This window comes from Halomarina pelagica (assembly GCF_024228315.1).
Taxonomy (GTDB): domain Archaea; phylum Halobacteriota; class Halobacteria; order Halobacteriales; family Haloarculaceae; genus Halomarina; species Halomarina pelagica.
Window position 1 is genome coordinate 1819251 of record NZ_CP100454.1, and the last position, 14278, is coordinate 1833528.

The following is a 14278-nucleotide window of genomic DNA, read 5'->3' on the forward strand; positions in this document are numbered from 1 at the left end:
ACGTTGAGGTCGGACATGGACGAACACGGCGGCGTGCGCGTCGGCGACGGCTGGGAGCAGGTCATCGACGACATGGAGGCGACCGCGGACGAGTACCGCGAGGAGGGGTACGACGTGGTCGCGCTCCACCCCGGCGACGTGACGACACCCGACGACGGGAGCGGTTTCGACGTCGTCGTCCCGGGCGAGGAGTTCGAGCGGGTGCAGGCGCTGGTCGCGTCGTCGTCGCTCGACGAGACGGAGGTGTTCCGCGCCGAGGAGGAGGGCGTCGTCTACGTGCTCGTCGTCGTCCGCGACGGCGACGCCGGCGTCGCGGTCTGCTGTCCGCTCTACTACGCGCCCGATCGGATCGACGGGGTGCGCGAGTCCGCCGCGGAGACGGGGCAGGTGCTCACCTACGTGCGGAGCCTGAGCAGCGACGAGGCCGTCGCGATCGCGTTCGACCGACCGGAGCTGTTCTTCGCGGACTAGTCCGGATTTGGCCGGATCGTCCGGGTCGCGCTCGCAGCCGCGCCGCCCACTTGTGGCCCCTCTTACGCACGGATGCGGAACGCGGATGGTCGGCGACGGGAAGGGTCCGCACGATGACCGCGATCGAGATCGAGGAACTGACGGGCGAGGACGAGTGGCGCGACGCCCACCCCGTGATGCGCCAGCTACGGCCGCACCTGGACGAGGCGGCGTTCCTGGACTACCGCGGACGGCTTCGAGAGGAGGGCTACGCCCTGTTCGCGCTCTCCGTCGACGGCGAGATCGCGGCGCTCGCGGGCGCGCGGATCCGGACGACGACCTACTACGGCCGCCACGTCTGGGTTGACGACCTCGTGACCGACGCCGAGCGCCGCTCCCGGAGCTACGGCGAGCGCCTGCTCGATCACGTCGCGGCGTGGGGGCGGGAGAACGGCTGTGGGACGATCGCGCTCTCGTCCGGCCTCGAACGTGCCGACGCGCACCGCTTCTACGAGGAGCGGGCCGGGATGGATCGGGCGAGCTACGTGTTCACGCGGTCGCTGGAGTAGCTGGCGCTCCGACTCGTGGAACGTACGTTGCGGTAGCCCTCTCGCTACCCACGCGATTCGGGGCGAACAGATTTAGCGCCGGGACGAGTAGATCTCGTCATGAGTACGGGGCGTGAGATCCGGTTACTCGAAGGGCCCGACCGGTGGACCGCGGTCGATGAGGAGACGGGGGTCACGGCCACTGGCGAGACGCGCCGACGAGCACTCGGTCGGCTCGATGCAGCCGTCGCTCGATACGTCGCTGAGGACCGATCGCGTAGCGACGCGCAGAACCGTTTGGGCAAGCGACTCGCCGGACGCTTCGCGGACATCGACGTCGATTCCGTCGCGAGCGTGCGCGAGATCCGCGAGCGCGAGTGATCGATGAGCGGTCCGCTGTTCGTCGATACGAACGTCTTCATCGCGACTTTGACCGACGAACCCCAACGAGGAGCGGTCGCAACGGCGCTCCTCGACGGGTCACGAACGCTCGCGACCTCGACGCTCGTGCTGATGGAACTCCGGACCGTCCTCGCGAAGAAGAAGCGCGTCGAGCAATCGCGCGTCGAGGAGACGCTCGCGGATCTCCGTGAGGATCTCCTGGTCTTTCCGCCGGCGATACAGGACGTAGTAAACGCCGAATCGCTACAACAGGAGACGCTCCTGTACCCGATGGACGCTCTCCTTCTCGCGCAAGCACAGCGGCGCGACTGGCCGTTCGTTACCTTCGACGGCGAACTGCTCGCGAACGGGGCGGTACCCCTGGACGAGTTCATTTGAGTCAGTATTCGTGCTGCTCGGCCGGTGTCACTTCACCGTCAGGGTTTTTCGGCAATGCTCTCGTCTCCCGCTGGGCCGCGTCTATCGAAGTGGGCGTCGCAGGGCGGACAACGAGCCCGGTATCGGTAGATCGCGTCTGGAGACGTTATTCAGGAGAAGCCGACCGTTCGATCGCTCGACTGACGCCGCTAGTCGTCGTCCGCGCTCGTCTCCGTCTCCGTCTCCCGCTCGCGCAGTTCCGAACTCGCCTTCCGCACCTCGCGCATGATGCTGCTGATTCGCTCCTCCGCCTCGAGTTCCTGCTCGACGGAGAGGTCCACGCCCTCGACTTCGAGGAGGAACTTCGCCACCTCGGTCGTCTCGTACATGATGTCGTCGAGTTCCTCGGCGGTGAAGAAGTCACACATCGCGCCGTAGAGGAACGTCGCGCCCGCCTTGCGGACCTTCTCCTCGAACGCCGCGCGGGCCTGGTTGACCGCCTGGGGCGTGTAGGTGTCCTCCATGAATGGGACGAGTTCGGGCAGGTTTTCGCCGATCTTCGTCATCTCGACGCCCGTCTCCGTGCGGAAGTCAGAACAGAGGCGGGCGATGGCCCACTCGCGGGCCGTGATGTACGTCCGGTCGCGGAGGAAGCGGTTCGCCCGGTCGTACTGCGCGCCGTCGATCTTCTTGAAGCGTTCGTACTTGCGCACGTCCTCCGGGACCTCCCGATCGACCGGCCCGTCCGCGCCCCCCGGAGCGGCGTCGGCGTCGCTCGAGGCCTCCCGCTCGTCGATCCCTCGCTCGTCAGTCGATCCGGCGTCGGTCGATCCGGCGTTGGACCCGCGAGACGACGAGTCCGGTTCGTCGGTGGGGGCGTCTCCTCGTGGGGACTCGTCGGCGGCGGACGGCTGGCGACGGTCGTTCTCGTCGTCTCCCGGCGTCTCGGTCATACCTTCCCTCCAGTCCGGTCGCGAAAAAGGGTGTCGCCGGGCGTCTCGTCGGGGGGGGCCCGACGATCGTTGCCGGGAGGCTTTTGCTCTCACGGGGTAATCACCCACGCATGCGAACGCTGGTGGGCATCGGCGGCAGCGACGATTCGCTGCGCGCCCTGGGGCAGGCGCTCGATCGCGCGCGCGAGGCCGGCGACGAGGTGACGGTCGCCGTCGTGGAGAACCCGGACTCGCCGCTCTCGGTCGAGGAGGTCGAATCGCGTGCGCGCGACCGGCTCGTCGACCTCGGGATGGACGCCGAGGTCGTGTCACTGGAGGGCCACGCCGGGAGCCGGCTGGTCGACCTCGCGGAGAGCGGCGGCTTCGACCGCATCGTGCTCGGGGGCGGCGAGACGAGTCCCCTCGGGAAGATCAACATCGGCAGCATCGCCGAGTTCGTCCTGCTGAACGCCAACACGTCGGTGACGCTGATACGATGACGCGCATCTATCCCGATGAACCGGCCGGACCGTTCGAGGCCCCGCCGCTGTCCTTCGAGGACAAGGAGGGCCGCACCGTCGAGATACGGGCGTTCGACGGGGACGTGGACGCGCTCGTCGCGATGTACCTCGACTTCGACCCGGAGGACCGCGCGCAGGGCATCCCGCCGACGGGCGAGGAGCGCATCCGCGACTGGCTCGACGGGATCGCGAGCGAGGACTGCGTGAACGTCGTCGCGCGCGCGAACGAGCAGGTCGTCGGACACGCCACGCTCGTCCCCGACGGCGGAGCGGGGTACGAACTCGCCATCTTCGTCCTCTCTTCGTACCAGAACGCGGGCATCGGGACGAGGCTCATCACCGCGCTGCTGGGCCAGGGCGAGCGCGAGGGCGTGGACCGCGTCTGGCTCACCGTCGAGCGGTGGAACGCGCCCGCCATCGCGCTCTACCGGAAGGTGGGCTTCGAGTCGAGCAAGTCCGAGAGCTTCGAGATGGAGATGTCGCTGCGCCTCGATCCCGGGCGGCGGGACTAGACCGACAACACGGGCTGTTCGGCGAACTGGAGGACGTACCCCGCGACCTTGCCGAGCAGCTCGCCGGGGTGCTCGCGGGGGACGACGAGGAAGTCCGCCCCGGCGTCCTCGCCGGCGTCGAGGACGACGCTCCCGGGGTGGGTCGTGAGGTGCGACGTGGAGAAGCCGTAGGCGACCGAGTGGGTGAGCGGAACGTCGTCCGCGAGGGCGCGGACGCTGGTCATCATCTCCTCGGTGTGCTCGCGCCGGTCCCGATCGAGGACGTACAGCGCGTGGACCTGCGCGTCGTAGCGCTCCGCGACGGCGACGGCGACCTCGATCGCCCGGTCCGACTCCCCGCTGCCGTCGACGGGGACAAGCACCGTGTCGATGTCCATACGGGGTCCTGCGCCAGCGAGGGCAAAAACCCACCGAGTATTTGAGACCGGCCGCGATAGTCGCACACATGTTCGAGACGGTGGTCATCGCGACCGACGGCAGCACGAGCGCGGCGCGGGCGGTCGACGCGGCGCTCGATCTCGCCCGTCGCTTCGACGCCGAAGTCCACGTCCTCTCGGTGCTGGACGAACCCACCGCCGCCCACGAGGCGGAGGTGCGGGACGTCCTCGCCGCGCTCAGGGCCGACACCGACTACCCCCTGACGACCGTGATCGAGCGCGGCGAGGCCGCCGAGACGATCCAGGCCTACGCCGCGTCGGTCGACGCCGACCTCGTCGCCACGGGGACGCGCGGCCGAGACGGCCCCTTCTCCTACCACCTCGGGAGCGTCGCCGAGGCGATCGTCCACGACTGTCCCGTCCCCGTGCTGACCGTCAGACAGCTGGAGCACCCAGAGGAGGCGTAACGCCCGACGACGCATCGTCGAGCGACCTGGCGGACCGTGGACGGTGGACGGTGGACGGTGGACGGTGGACGACGGACGGCGCGGGCGAACCACCGCCTTGATTGCGTCCCGTCCCCTCGGCCCCGTATGAACGAGGACCTCATCGACACGGATCGGCTCTCCCTGTCGCGCAAGTCGGTCATCCCCGGCGCGGGCTTCTTCCTGCCGGACGAGGAGGGACCGAGCGAGGAGCGCGTCGCCGCGCTCGAACGCGCGGAGACGGTCGTCGTCGCCGACCCGGACGCGGACGGCCTCGGGTGCGTCGCGCTGATCCGCGAGGCGCGCGGCGACGTCGAGGCGGGGACGGTCGATCCCGGCGAGGAGTTCGAACCCCCAGAGGGGCGCGTCGCGCTCCTGCCCACCTCGCCGCACGACCTCGCCGACTCCTTCGCGGCGGCCGCCGAGTACCTCCCGGACGGCGTCGAGGTGTTCGTCTGCGACCTCTGCCCCGACGAGGAGACAGACGTCGACGCGCTCGCGGACGTCGTCGCGGGCGCGTCCACGGTGTCGTGGTTCGACCACCACCAGTGGGACCCCGACCTCGCCGCGCGGGTGCGCGAACTGGGCGTCGAACTCGTCGTCGGCGACTCGGAGGAGGAGTGCACGACCGACGTCGCCCTGCGTAGCCTCGATCACGACTTCGACGCGCGCTTCGAGGACCTCGCCGCGGTGACGCGCGATCACGACCTCTGGATCCGCGCCGACGAGCGCAGCGACGACCTCGCCGACTACGCCTACTGGGTCTCCCCGGAGGTCTACGTCGCCACCGTGCGCGCCCACGGCGCGGACCTCCCGCCGATCGTCGAGCGGTACGTCGAGGAGCGGCGCATCGAGAAGCAGGCGCTGATCGACCTCGCGGTCGAGCGCGCCGACGTGCGGGAGGTGGACGGCGTCGACGTCGCCGTCACCTACGGGCGCTGTTCGCAGAACGAGGTCGCGGAGGCGCTGCGCGAGCGCGGCGCGGACGCCGCGGTGATCGTCAAGCCCGCCGGGAGCGCCTCCATCCGCGGCTCCGACGGGTTCGAGCGCTGTCACGAGGTCGCCGCGCAGGTCGGCGGCGGCGGCCACCCCCGCGCCGCCGGGTGCAAGCCCGACATCTACCGCGACATGCTCGACTACGCCCACCACTGGACGACCCGCGGCGCGACGACGAAACAGGTCATCCTCGACGCGTTCCGCAACCTGCCGCCGGAGGAGGAGGAGTCTGAGTTCGACGCCTACGACTGAGCGAGCGGTCGCCTCCGTTCATCGAAGGACTCGCTATTCGTCCTCGTCCGGCACCGGTCGATCGCCCGCGACCCACCGGTCGGAGTAGGTCGTCCCGCAGGTGCAGGCCGCGTAGGCGTGGATCACGTCGCCCTCGGCGTAGAGGCCGCCGACCTCGGGGTTCGCCGCCTCCGCGAACGCGAAGACGAACCGCACGCGGTGGTCCTCGCCCGGTTCGTCGGGGTGGGCGCTCGGGCAGTCGCCGGCGGCGAGGTCGGGGGCGATCTCGCCCTCCGTCCCCATCGCCGCGCCGGCGAAGTTCATCGGATCGACGCCGACGGCCGACTCGAAGGCGCTCCGCCCCCGGTCGCCGGGGACCACGAGGACGACGCCGCGGTCGGTCGCCTCGCCGATCGAGAGGAGGCCGTCGGGGTTCGCGACGGCCTCGTCCGCGAGGAACATGAGCACGTCGTCCGGGCGCTCGCCCGCGAGGAATTCGCGTCGTGCGGTGTCCATGGGCGTGGCTACTCGCCGCGGTGGGAAAAGCCTGCCACTCTCTACTCGTCGAGGTCGCGGGCGATGTCCGCGAGCGAGTCCGAGGGCGTATCGCGCGAGTCGTAGGTGGCGCGTTCGCCCGGCGCGCGGACGCCGTAGAGGTCGCCGGGATCGACGACGTCGAAGTGGACCGAGCGACCGAACGAGAGGTTGCCGTCCTCGTACCACTCGACGAGGCGGTTCGCGCCGTCGCGTTCGCGGGCCATCCGGGCGTTGTCGTACGCGCCGCGGATCTCGGGGACGTCGTCGAAGTCGGGTTCGATCCGGGCGTGATACGTGCGGCCGTCGAGGACGAGGCGGACGGGGTCGTCGGGGATCGACACCTCCTCGGGGAGCACCAGTTTCGGGCGGTCGGTCCGGCCCGCGCGCTCGAGGTGGGCGCGAACGGTAGTAACCGAGGAGTGGTCGTGCGGGATGCGGTCGGCCACTGCCCTATTCGTCGCCGCCGTCGTCGCCGTCGTCGAGACCGAGCAGTTCCTCGACGGACTGGCTGCCGCGCTCGACGATCTTCGCGTTGATCTGGCGCGTCTCCTCGTTGATCTCGCGACCGCGAACGGTGACGCGCTTGCGCTCGCCCTTCACGGTCGGCTCGTAGCCGACGCCCCCGGTGAGCAGCAGCGCCTTCAGGTTCGGCCCCGCCACGTCGGCGCGCATCGGACGCCCGGCGTTGTCGGACCCGCCGGTGAGTTCGATGGTGTAGCCGTCGAGGCCCACGGCAGCGCCGTCGACCTCGTCGCCGAGGTCGCGGCCGATGAAGCGGTTCGCGTCCTGTCCCTCGATGTCGAACTGGTGGGTCGTGCCGTCCTCGGGGTCGGCGACGACGACCTGAAACTCAGCCATACCCGGTGTGAAACGACGGGCGGTGAAAAACGTACTGAAACGAGCGTTCCCGACCGCAGGCCCCGAACGCCCCGAATTCTCGGCGTTCGATCGGCCTCCCGGGCGAGTTCGAGACCGCGTTCGGCAGGGCATTGTGTATAGCCGGCGCGCGGAGCGGCGGGGCTAGCGTGGTAGCGGAAAGCGGGGTCCGGCGGGGAGTGCTCTAGTCGAGCACATGACGAACTGCACCGCGAGGGATCACCCCGAGTACGACGGGGCGTCGTACGTTATCGACGCGGCGCGCGGGCACGCGGCCCGCGGCGAGTGGCAGACCGTCTCGGATCTCGTCCGGGAGGCGCTCGACCGCGTTCGAGCCACCGAGTACCCGCACCTCTTCGACCGCCTGCACCGCCAGGCGACGGACGTCGTGACGCGACTGAAGCGCGAGGACCCCGACTACGAGCGGGTCCGCGAGCGCCTGGAGGGGATGCAGGAGACCGTCGAGGGGATGCAGGAGCTCGCGACCGACGGGCGGTTCATGTTCCCGAGCGGCTAGGGGCGGCCGACGGCGCGACACTGATCCGGCTGGAGCGCGAGCCACCCGCATGGACCGGGACGAACTGGAGCGGGCGCTCGCCGAGGCCTTCGACCCGACCCCCGGCGAACTGCGGGTCGTCTGCCGGCAGGCCCGCGACCTGGCCGACTCGGGCCGCTACGAGTCGGACGTGGGCGCGGCGCTCTCGCCCGGGGCGGTCGTGGGGAATCTCCGGGACGCCCCCGACGGGCGTCTGCCAGAGCGCTGGAACTGGTGGATCGGGTCGCTCGAACTCGCCTTCGGCGGCTACGCGGCGTTTCAGGTGCGCGCCGTGGAGCGATAGCGCGAGACGCAACTGGCGAGACGGTGGCAGTGCGGCAGTGCTCCGACGCCGACCGCCCATCGTCCAGGCGGAGGTGGACGTAAGGGACGCGATCGCGGGGGGATAGCTGTTGATCGGGAACTCGAGGGAGCGTTCACGCAGTACGGGAGACCCCGAGAGGGAAGGATCCGACGAGACAGAGCGGGGAGAGCGGATCCGTTGACGGCCAGGACGTAAGTACATAGTTCGTACATACTACCGTCTGGTCGACGTAGATGACAATATCACTACGTCCGGCCCCCCCTGGTAACGTGTAAAAATATATAAGAAATACGAACTTACTTGTTTAGAAACGATAACCGGTCGGGTGATGACGGACGACTCAACGGAGTACGCGGCGGTATCGCGGCGGACGGTCATCCTCGGCACCGGGACGGCGGGGATCGCCGCACTGGCGGGGTGCGCTGGTAGCACAAACAACGACAACGGTAGCGACGGCGATAACGGGTCGGACGGATCGCAGAGCGACGACGGTGGCGATCAAGGGGGTTCCAGCGGCGACGCGCCGCTGACGGCCGACGGTTCCTCGACCGTCTACCCGATCACGAGCGACGGCGCGTCCGTCTGGAACTCGAATCCGCCCGCCGACGACAAGGAGTACTGGGGGCCTGGCCAGTACGGGATCGATACTGACATGCGGATGGCCGACTACTGGGCGAGCCTCTACGGCTTCGAATCGAGCGGAAACAACGTCCCGTTCTACGTCAACGTCGGCCTCTCCCACTCCGGAACGGGCGTGAAGAAGGTCATGAACGGGCAGGTCGACATCGGTGACTCGTCGGCACCGATCTCCGACGAGCTTCCCGACCTCGAACAATCGAAGCTCGAGAAGTTCGTCGATCACGTGGTCGGCGTCGACGGTCAGCCGATCGTCGTCTCCCGCGCGATCTACGACGCGGGCGTGAAGAAAATCACCGCAGACCAGCTGAAAGCCATCTACAAGGGCGAGATCCAGAACTGGTCGGAAGTCGACGGCTACAGCGGTCCCGACAAGGAGATCCAGGCCGTCGGTCGCGCGGTCGGATCCGGGACGGACACCGCGTTCCGCGCCAACCTGTTCGGCGATCCCGAGGCGAAGATCCCCGGCGTCGACGTCCGAAAGGGGCAGAACCAGCAAGTTCAGAGGATCGTCGCGAACTCCGACAACGCGAGCGCCTACATGGCGCTCGCGTTCATCAAACCCGACGGTGCCGTTCCGCCCATCGGCCTGACGATCAACGGGACGACCTACGAGTACGGTGCCGAGGAGAACGGCCTCGGAGCGAAGGACTACCCGCTCTCACGCGACCTCCACTGCTACACGTACGAGGGGACTTCGAAGAAGGAAGCCGCGTTCATCCGGATGCTGCTCAGCAAGTACGGTCAGGAGATGTTCGTCGAACCGAACAACTACTTCAAGCTGCCCAAGAGCCGCCGCGAGGAACAGCTGAAAAAGCTACCCGAACCCGAGAAGTAGCCGCACCGGACCTCGTTCTATCGAACGGCGTCAACGGAAACGTAACTGGATCACTGAACATCGATCATTTAGAACCACCTTACAATGCTCGGGAGTACAGGGGTAGAAACGACCGTACCGCGACGACTAGCCGACATGGATACTGGATCGCTACTCGTGTGGGGAGTCGGCGGACTGTCGCTCGTCCTGGCGTTCGCGGCGTTCTTGTTCGGGTCGCGCTTCACCGTCGTCCCGCTACTCGGATTCGTCGGTACGGTCGCGTACGGCTGGCACGCACATCAAGCAGAGACCGCACGCGGGCTGACGTTGCTAACGACGGTCGTAACGATCGTCGTCCTCGGACTTATCGCCGTATACACGGTCCTCGAATCGCTACCCGCGTTCCGACTGATGGGAGCGCGGATCTTCACCACCGTCCAGTGGAACGCGGGTGGCCCGTACGGGTTGATCGCGCCCATCCACGGTACCGTGGTAACGACGACCATCGCGACGATGATCGCGGCACCCCTCGGGATCGCGGGTGCGCTGTTCATCGCCGAGATCGCGCCGGATCGAGTGGGTGCGGCGATCAAACCGGCAGTCGAGATCCTGGCCGGGATTCCGTCGATCGTCTACGGGTTCATCGGCTTCGCCATCCTGAACCGGTATCTGTTCTACGAACTCGAACTGTCCTCGCAGGGCAGTCTCTTTCTCGCCGGAGTCGTGATCGGGCTGATGGCGCTGCCGACGGTCGTCTCCGTCGCCGAAGACGCGATCACGAGCGTTCCGGAGTCGGCGAAGAGCGGTTCGCTGGCGCTCGGAGCGACCGACTGGCAGACGATGAAGTCGATCACTGTGCCCGCTGCGTTCTCGGGCGTGGCGGCGGCAGTGCTACTCGGCGTGGGACGGGCGGTCGGTGAAACGATGGCCGCCACTGTCATCCTCGGTGGAACGGTCTATCTCCCCGATCCGCTGTACGACGTATTCGGGAACTCAGTCACCCTGACCAGTCTCATCGCCAGTCAGTACGGCGACGCGTCGTCGATGCAGTTGAGCGCGTTGTTCGCCGCCGGCGTGACGCTGTTCGTCGTCGTCATGATCATCTCGGTCGTCGCGCAGAGCATCGAACATCGGATGAAGCGCAAGTTGGAGGCCGAAACGTGAGCACCAGCCAGCAGACCGCCCTCGTCGACGACCGTCAGTCGCTTCACGATCGGGCCGCCGCGGCGGTCATCGGCCTCGCGTTCGTCACGTTCGTGCTCGCGTGGGCGGCGCTGTTCGAGGTGGCGAAGCCCGGGAGCACCGTCGCGGGCATCTCGCTGTACGACCTGTTCGGGGTGTTCTCCCTCGTGCTGGGCGCGATCGTCGCTGGCATCGGCCTCGTCTCGCGGTTCGGCTACGTAGAGACCGATCCGAGCGCGAGCGCGGGGCTGGTGACGGGCGGGGTGTTCGGTCTTCTCGGGTTCGTCGTCGTCGGCCTGATCGTCTCACAGACCCTCGGTATAAACGGTCCGTACGGGATTGGCTGGTTCGTCCCGGCGAGTCTCGGCGGGATCGGCCTCCTCCTGGCGACGGTGCTTCCACGCGAAGACGTGGGATCGACGCTCCCCGCTGGCGCGTTCGCCGTGTTCGTCGGGGTGATCCTCCTGACGCGGACTATCGGCCCCGAGTGGACGTGGCACCCGACGGACGTAGAACCGACGTTCAGCGCCGACATCGTCGTTCCGGGTATCATGCTGGTCGTCTCGCTACTGGTCGTGTGGGCTGGCGCGAAGGCCTACGACGGATTCGGTAGTCGTGGGCGTCAGACGGGCGCATACGTGCTTATCACCCTGAACGCGTTCGGGATGCTCGCGGTACTGTTCCTCCTCGTCGCGTTCATCGTCACCCGTGGCTGGGCGGGTCTGTTTCGGGGCTTTTCGCTGCTTCCGTTCCATTGGCCGTTCGTGACGAACGCCGCGAACATCACCAACGACGTCAACGGCATCTGGCCTGCGATCGTTGGCACCGTCTGGCTCGTCGTCGGCGCGGTCGTAATCGCGGTACCGATGGGCGTCGGCGCGGCGATCTTCCTCACGGAGTACGCAGAGCAGGGGCGGTTCACCCGCGTTATCGAAATCGCCACGAACGGGCTCTGGAGCACGCCGAGCATCGTCTACGGACTGTTCGGCCTGGCCTTCTTCGTCCCGCGGTTCGGCAACCACGACTCCATCTTGGCTGGCCAGTTCGTTCTCGGGTTCATGCTGCTCCCCCTGGTCGTCACCACCTCACGGGAGGCGCTGAAAGCCGTCCCCGACGAGTACCGCGATGCCAGTGCAGCGCTCGGCGTGAGCCAGTGGCAAACGATCCGAAGCGTCGTCCTCCCGGCAGCGCTTCCCGGTGTCGTTACCGGGATCATCCTCGGCATCGGACGCATTGCGGGCGAGACGGCACCGATTCTGCTGGTCACGTCGTCCTCATCGAACCCGACACCGCAGTACGCAGTAGACGTGCTCGGTTCGTTCACGTTCACCGCGACGCCGCCGTTCGTGACGAACGATGCCCTGTTGCAGGGATCGACCGCCCTCCCGTACCAGCTATACGCGCTCGTGACTGCGGGGATCGGACGAGCCGGGACGGGCGGTATCGGCGGTAGTATCGACCCCTGGAGCACCGCACTGGTTCTCCTCCTCGTGGTGCTCAGCTTCTACGCGGTCGGCATCACCACCCGATGGTACTTCCGGCGGAAACTACACCAATGAGCGAAAAGAACATGCTTGACGAAGCGGAGCCGAGTTCGGACGCGACGAACGCGCTCGAACGAACGAACAGCACCCGGACCACGACCGGTGAGACCGACGAGGAGATCAGAACGCGGTGGACGGACTACGATTTCGACGGGGAGGCGAAGCTTACCGTCGAGGATCTGAGCGTCTATTACGGCGACGAGCAGGCGATCAACGAAGTCTCGATGGAGATTCCCGAGCGGACCGTCACCGCGCTCATCGGCCCCTCGGGCTGCGGGAAATCGACGTTCCTTCGGTGTCTGAATCGGATGAACGACCGCATAAAAACGGCACGCGTCGAGGGGGGCGTCCGACTCGACGATACGAACGTCTACGACGAGGACGTGAACGTAGTGGAACTCCGAAAGCGGGTCGGTATGGTGTTTCAGTCGCCCAATCCGTTCCCGAAATCCATCCGCGACAACGTCACCTACGGACCGCGAAAGCACGGTGACATCGACCGCAGTCTCGTCGCGCGACTGCTGGGAGACGACGACGGGGAGGCGGAGGACGAACTGGTCGAGCGGTCGCTCGAACGCGCCGCGCTGTGGAACGAGGTGAAGGACCGCCTCGACGACAACGCCCTCGGCCTCTCCGGCGGGCAGCAGCAGCGCCTCTGTATCGCCCGGTGTCTGGCGACCGACCCGGAGGTCATCCTGATGGACGAGCCGGCGAGCGCGCTCGATCCCATCGCCACCTCGAAGATCGAGGACCTCATCGGGGAGCTGGCGACCGAGTACACCGTCGTCGTCGTCACGCACAACATGCAGCAGGCGGCGCGCATCTCCGATCAGACCGCCGTCTTCCTCACCGGCGGCGAACTCGTCGAGTACGGCGACACGGATCAGATCTTCGAGAACCCGGAGAGCCAGCGCGTCGAAGACTACATCACCGGCAAGTTCGGATGACGGAACGCACGACACAGCGGACGGAGGCGGTATAGATGGAGCGACGCAAGGTACAGCTCACCGGCGGGTCGACCTACACCGTCTCGCTCCCGAAACACTGGGCGGAGACCCACGACATCGACGCCGGGACGCACCTGAGTCTGCACCCGAAGACGGACGGGTCACTGCTCGTCCGCACGAACGGTGAAATCGAGCACAGGCGCGCCGTCGAACGATCTATCGACGGACGCGAGCCGCGAGCGCTCGCCCGGATGATCCGCGCGCTTTACACCACCGGCGCGGACGTCGCCACACTGACCGCGACGGAGCCGATATCGACGGAGGAACGTCGGGCCGTGACCGACGCGACGGGCGATCTCATCGGCCTCGAGGTCGTCCGCGAGTCGGACCACGAGGTGGTCGTCCGTAACCTGCTAAGCTCCGACGAGGTGTCGGTCCAGCAGACGGTCGTCCAACTCCAGCTCACCGTCCTCTCGATGCAGCGGAAGGCCGTCGATGCCGTCGCCCGCGGCGACCGGTCGCTCGCGGAGCGCGTGGCACAGCGAGACGGTGAGACGGGCAGGCTGTTCGCGATGTTGTGCCGGCAGTACCACCGGGCGATCGACGATCCGTCAGAGGCGTCGACGCTCGGCGTCGATCACGGCGAACTGCGCGGCTACTACGCCACCGCCGAGCGACTCGTGCAGGTCGGCGACTGCGCGGCGTCGATGGCAGCCGTCAGCGCGGACGAGGCGGACGAGGCGGACGTGGCGCTCCCCGACCCGCTGCTCGACGCCGCGAGGCGCGCCCGGTCGGTCGTCGAGGACGCGACGGACGTCGTCGTCAACGGGGAGGGCGTCGAACAGGCCTACGAGGCGCTCGACACGAGCGACGTCGTCCTCGACGAACTCGACGGGGACGACTGGCGCAGCGAAGCAGGAGACGCATATGCTGCTGGACGGTTCCGCGAGAACGTTCGACAGACGGCCGAGTGCGGTGCCGCCATCGCAGGGTTGGCGGTTCGGGCGGACCAGTACGGCGAGCGCTGAACTCGTCGTCGCCGTCCTCCTCGTAGTGCGGGGCCCGCCG

19 protein-coding genes and 1 pseudogene are annotated in these 14278 nt (G+C 67.6%); 15 read left to right on the top strand and 5 right to left on the bottom strand.

Annotated elements, in window-relative coordinates:
- Window positions 1–15 precede the first annotated feature (15 nt).
- From NKI68_RS09435 to NKI68_RS09450, 4 genes are all read left to right on the top strand, one after another.
- Window positions 16–471, top strand: coding sequence for a DUF7529 family protein (locus tag NKI68_RS09435; RefSeq protein ID WP_254542807.1), 456 nt, complete (start codon window positions 16–18; stop codon window positions 469–471).
- Between the two features lie 113 nt (window positions 472–584).
- A complete protein-coding gene (locus NKI68_RS09440; protein ID WP_254542808.1) occupies window positions 585–1019 on the top strand; it encodes a GNAT family N-acetyltransferase in 435 nt (144 codons plus the stop codon).
- Between the two features lie 99 nt (window positions 1020–1118).
- The gene (locus NKI68_RS09445; RefSeq protein WP_254542809.1) at window positions 1119–1379 is read left to right on the top strand and encodes a type II toxin-antitoxin system HicB family antitoxin; all 261 of its coding nucleotides are present in this window, start codon (window positions 1119–1121) and stop codon (window positions 1377–1379) included.
- Between the two features lie 3 nt (window positions 1380–1382).
- Complete coding sequence (locus NKI68_RS09450) at window positions 1383–1778, top strand: type II toxin-antitoxin system VapC family toxin (protein WP_254542810.1); 396 nt, start codon at window positions 1383–1385, stop codon at window positions 1776–1778.
- Window positions 1779–1966: 188 nt separating this feature from the next.
- Here NKI68_RS09450 and NKI68_RS09455 read toward each other — a convergent pair whose 3' ends face one another.
- The gene (locus tag NKI68_RS09455; RefSeq protein ID WP_254542811.1) at window positions 1967–2710 is read right to left on the bottom strand and encodes a DUF5806 family protein; all 744 of its coding nucleotides are present in this window, start codon (window positions 2708–2710) and stop codon (window positions 1967–1969) included.
- Between the two features lie 110 nt (window positions 2711–2820).
- On the opposite strand from NKI68_RS09455, the gene NKI68_RS09460 reads away from it, so the two are divergent.
- Window positions 2821–3189, top strand: a complete 369-nt coding sequence (locus NKI68_RS09460; RefSeq protein ID WP_254542812.1) for a universal stress protein — start codon at window positions 2821–2823, stop codon at window positions 3187–3189.
- Window positions 3186–3722: a GNAT family N-acetyltransferase gene (locus tag NKI68_RS09465; protein ID WP_254542813.1), complete on the top strand. Its 537-nt coding sequence runs from the start codon at window positions 3186–3188 to the stop codon at window positions 3720–3722. The genes NKI68_RS09460 and NKI68_RS09465 overlap by 4 nt, the downstream gene beginning before the upstream one ends.
- On the opposite strand, the gene NKI68_RS09470 is transcribed toward NKI68_RS09465, so the two are convergent.
- Complete coding sequence (locus tag NKI68_RS09470) at window positions 3719–4099, bottom strand: universal stress protein (RefSeq protein ID WP_254542814.1); 381 nt, start codon at window positions 4097–4099, stop codon at window positions 3719–3721. The two genes, NKI68_RS09465 and NKI68_RS09470, sit on opposite strands and share 4 nt — an antisense overlap.
- 68 nt (window positions 4100–4167) lie before the next feature.
- Between NKI68_RS09470 and NKI68_RS09475 the strand changes: the two genes are divergently transcribed.
- Both NKI68_RS09475 and NKI68_RS09480 read left to right on the top strand, forming a co-directional pair.
- Window positions 4168–4566, top strand: coding sequence for a universal stress protein (locus tag NKI68_RS09475; RefSeq protein ID WP_254542815.1), 399 nt, complete (start codon window positions 4168–4170; stop codon window positions 4564–4566).
- A gap of 126 nt (window positions 4567–4692) precedes the next feature.
- Window positions 4693–5832, top strand: a complete 1140-nt coding sequence (locus NKI68_RS09480; protein WP_254542816.1) for a DHH family phosphoesterase — start codon at window positions 4693–4695, stop codon at window positions 5830–5832.
- Between the two features lie 33 nt (window positions 5833–5865).
- Here NKI68_RS09480 and NKI68_RS09485 read toward each other — a convergent pair whose 3' ends face one another.
- The 3 genes from NKI68_RS09485 to NKI68_RS09495 are packed head-to-tail and all read right to left on the bottom strand — an operon-like array spanning window position 5866 to window position 7206.
- Window positions 5866–6327, bottom strand: coding sequence for a DUF5807 family protein (locus NKI68_RS09485; RefSeq protein ID WP_254542817.1), 462 nt, complete (start codon window positions 6325–6327; stop codon window positions 5866–5868).
- A gap of 41 nt (window positions 6328–6368) precedes the next feature.
- Window positions 6369–6794, bottom strand: a complete 426-nt coding sequence (locus NKI68_RS09490) for a DUF7112 family protein (protein ID WP_254542818.1) — start codon at window positions 6792–6794, stop codon at window positions 6369–6371.
- Between the two features lie 4 nt (window positions 6795–6798).
- Window positions 6799–7206 carry a 30S ribosomal protein S6e gene (locus NKI68_RS09495; RefSeq protein ID WP_254542819.1) on the bottom strand — a complete coding sequence of 136 codons (408 nt, stop codon included), beginning with the start codon at window positions 7204–7206 and terminating at the stop codon, window positions 6799–6801.
- A gap of 214 nt (window positions 7207–7420) precedes the next feature.
- On the opposite strand from NKI68_RS09495, the gene NKI68_RS09500 reads away from it, so the two are divergent.
- From NKI68_RS09500 to NKI68_RS09530, 7 genes and pseudogenes are all read left to right on the top strand, one after another.
- Window positions 7421–7741 (top strand): hypothetical protein, encoded by a 321-nt coding sequence (locus tag NKI68_RS09500; RefSeq protein WP_254542820.1) that lies wholly within the window; start codon window positions 7421–7423, stop codon window positions 7739–7741.
- Between the two features lie 34 nt (window positions 7742–7775).
- Window positions 7776–8063 (top strand): annotated as a pseudogene (locus tag NKI68_RS09505) (WNWW family protein); the annotation flags it as partial.
- Window positions 8064–8412: 349 nt separating this feature from the next.
- Window positions 8413–9558, top strand: coding sequence for a PstS family phosphate ABC transporter substrate-binding protein (locus NKI68_RS09510; RefSeq protein ID WP_254542822.1), 1146 nt, complete (start codon window positions 8413–8415; stop codon window positions 9556–9558).
- A gap of 135 nt (window positions 9559–9693) precedes the next feature.
- Complete coding sequence (pstC, locus tag NKI68_RS09515) at window positions 9694–10701, top strand: phosphate ABC transporter permease subunit PstC (protein ID WP_254542823.1); 1008 nt, start codon at window positions 9694–9696, stop codon at window positions 10699–10701.
- Entirely contained in the window at window positions 10698–12278 is a 1581-nt protein-coding gene (pstA, locus tag NKI68_RS09520) for a phosphate ABC transporter permease PstA (protein WP_254542824.1), read from the top strand. Before pstC ends, pstA begins: the two co-directional genes overlap by 4 nt.
- Before the next feature lie 11 nt (window positions 12279–12289).
- A complete protein-coding gene (pstB, locus tag NKI68_RS09525; RefSeq protein WP_254542825.1) occupies window positions 12290–13210 on the top strand; it encodes a phosphate ABC transporter ATP-binding protein PstB in 921 nt (306 codons plus the stop codon).
- A 35-nt stretch (window positions 13211–13245) separates the two neighbouring features.
- On the top strand, window positions 13246–14238 hold the full coding sequence (locus NKI68_RS09530) for a phosphate signaling complex PhoU family protein (RefSeq protein ID WP_254542826.1): 993 nt from the start codon (window positions 13246–13248) through the stop codon (window positions 14236–14238).
- The last annotated feature ends 40 nt before the right edge of the window (window positions 14239–14278 follow it).